Here is a 2,331-nt window from a genome sequence, read left to right as displayed (position 1 = left end):
GATGTCGTGAGGACACTCGGAGGGGGGCACCGGGGGGCGTACCCGCATGGTCGTCCTGCTGGGCGCCGATCTTGGCTGAGGGTTCAGCGCTCTCCATAGCGCTGTTGCGCGGCCTGGCGGGTCGTGTCGAGCGCGGCGCCGGGGGGCGTCGAGGGAGTGCCTCAGGGCCGCCAGGCCGCATCGGCTAGCCATCACCTCCGGTGGGCGACCCGCAGGGTCAGTCTGGGCTCGAGTGCCCCGGAACAAAGTCGGGGACGATGCGTAGAGCTTGAGAGGGCTGGGTGTGTTCGGCCGAGATCAGGTCGAGTACGGTGCGACCGATCTCCTCGACGGGCTGCCGGACGGTAGTCAGGGTTGGATGAGCGAAGCGGGCCACCCCCACGCCATCGAAGCCGATGACGCGGAAGTCGTCCGGGACACGGTGTCCTCGGGCGTGGAGTCGGGCGATGATGCCGAGCGCAATGATGTCGGCCGCCGCGACGATAGTTGCCTTCGTGTACCCGTCCTCGAGGAGGAGATCGACCGCCTCCTGCCCCCAGCCGAAGTCGAACTCGCCCAGGTACGAGGGACGGTCGGGAAAGTCCTCGTGGAAGTGCTTGAACCGTTCATGCCCCGAGGACGATCCCGCCTGAGCCCCGACGTAGAGAACCGGCTGAACCTCCGTATCGACGTGTTCCTCGATGTGTCGGGTGATCAGGCTCATGCCCGCGTCATTGTCACAGCCGACGAAGTGGACATCCGCGTCGACCACCTGTCGGTCCAGCTGAATCGTCAGGGTCGCCTGGGCGGCCCGTTGGACTGAGGCGGCACTCTCGACCTCGTGGCAGGGAATCATTACGACGGCGTCGACCTGCCGGCCGAGGAAGGACTCCACCCCCCGGCGTTCCACGTCGACGTCCCCACACGTGCTGAAGATCAGTACGTCGGTCGCGGACCCCTCGAAGGCCGTGGACAGATGTTGTGCCACGGACGAGAAGAAGGGGTTGTCGAGATCGGGCACGAGGAGGCCCACTGTCGCTGTGCGGCCCTTCCGGAGGGCCCGCCCCACCAGGTTGACCTGGTAGCCAAGGTCGCTCGCCGCACCCAGCACGGCTTCGCGGAGGGATTTCGCTACGGGCCGAGACTGACTGATGACTCGGGACACCGTGGCAACGGAGACGCCGGCTCGTGCTGCGACATCGGCCATAGTGACGGCACGCGGCGGTGTCGCATTCTGGACGGCCTTCGTCATGTCTGCGCACCTCTTCGTGCTCGTTATCGAACGGTGATGGACGTCGCGGGGGAGTGGCTGTACCTTACTCGCAACTCGGAAATCGATTGCCGAGGCTCAAAGAGGAGGCTTGACATGTCCAAGACGTCTCGATTCCGTGGCCGTGCCCTGCTCGGCATCGCCACCGCAGCGGCGCTTGCCGCTACCTCGGCCTGTAGCACCGGCAACGAGCCGGCGCCGGCCGCCGGGGGCGGCGGCGCGACGAACGCCGGCGGCAAGTGCGTCATCGGGATGACGCAGATCAACCAGACCGCTGCCTTCTTCACTCAGATGAACGAGGGTGCCCAAGAGGCGGCCAAGGAGGTTGGTTGCGAGCTCACTATCGCCAACGCGAACAACGATTCGGCCAAGCAGAACAGCGACATCGAGAACTTCGTGACGCAGGGGGTCACCGGTCTGATCGTCGTCGCCATCGACGTCAACGGAGTGCTTCCCGCAGTCAAGGCGGCCCGGCAGAAGGGCATCAAGGTCGCCGCCATCGACGCGAAGCTCGAAGAGGGCTCCGTCGACACGTTCGTCGGGGTCGACAACGAGAAGGCGGGTGCCGAGGCCGCGAAGTGGATGATCGACAAGGGCCTCGTCAAGGGCAAGAAGTACGGCGTCGTCGACGCCAAGAACTCCTTCATTCAGAACCAGCGCGAGGACAGCTTCCGCACGGCGATCGACGCGGCCGGCGCCGTCTACACGCAGAGCGTGAGCGGCGACAACGTCCAGGAAAAGGGCGCGACCGCTGCCCAGAACCTCGTGACCGCGCAGCCCGACCTCGACTTCATCTACACCACCGGTGAGCCGGCCACGGTCGGCGCGGTCAGCGCCATCGGTGGCAGCGGAAAGACGAAGATCATCGGCTGGGACCTGACCCGCGAGGTCATCGGGGGCATCGACAGCGGTGCCGTCACGGCCGTCATCCAGCAGGACCCGAAGCAGGAGGGCCTCGACGCCGTGAAGGAGCTCAAGGCGGTCCTCGGCGGGGCGTCCCCGAAGGGCTTCATCGACGTGCCGATCACGATCGTCACCAAGGAGAACGTCGACCCCTACCGCAAGATCTTCCCCTGATCCAC

2 protein-coding genes are annotated in these 2,331 nt (G+C 66.0%); one reads left to right on the top strand and one right to left on the bottom strand.

From position 1 onward, the window contains the following. Positions 1-217 precede the first annotated feature (217 nt). Complete coding sequence (locus tag N864_RS21525; RefSeq protein WP_081794114.1) at positions 218-1,231, bottom strand: LacI family DNA-binding transcriptional regulator; 1,014 nt, start codon at positions 1,229-1,231, stop codon at positions 218-220. Positions 1,232-1,345: 114 nt separating this feature from the next. Here N864_RS21525 and N864_RS21520 point away from each other — a divergent pair, with 114 nt between their 5' ends. Further along, positions 1,346-2,326, top strand: coding sequence for a substrate-binding domain-containing protein (locus tag N864_RS21520; protein WP_051518906.1), 981 nt, complete (start codon positions 1,346-1,348; stop codon positions 2,324-2,326). Positions 2,327-2,331 lie beyond the last annotated feature (5 nt).

This window comes from Intrasporangium chromatireducens Q5-1, from assembly GCF_000576575.1.
Classification (GTDB): Bacteria; Actinomycetota; Actinomycetes; order Actinomycetales; family Dermatophilaceae; genus Intrasporangium_A; species Intrasporangium_A chromatireducens.
This window is presented reverse-complemented; position numbering and strand designations above follow the sequence as displayed.

Coding starts and splice junctions, on each gene's coding strand:
- N864_RS21520 (WP_051518906.1), top strand. CDS start 1,346: ATGTCCAAGACGTCTCGATTCCGTGGCCGTGCCCTGCTCGGCATCGCC.
- N864_RS21525 (WP_081794114.1), bottom strand. CDS start 1,231: ATGACGAAGGCCGTCCAGAATGCGACACCGCCGCGTGCCGTCACTATG.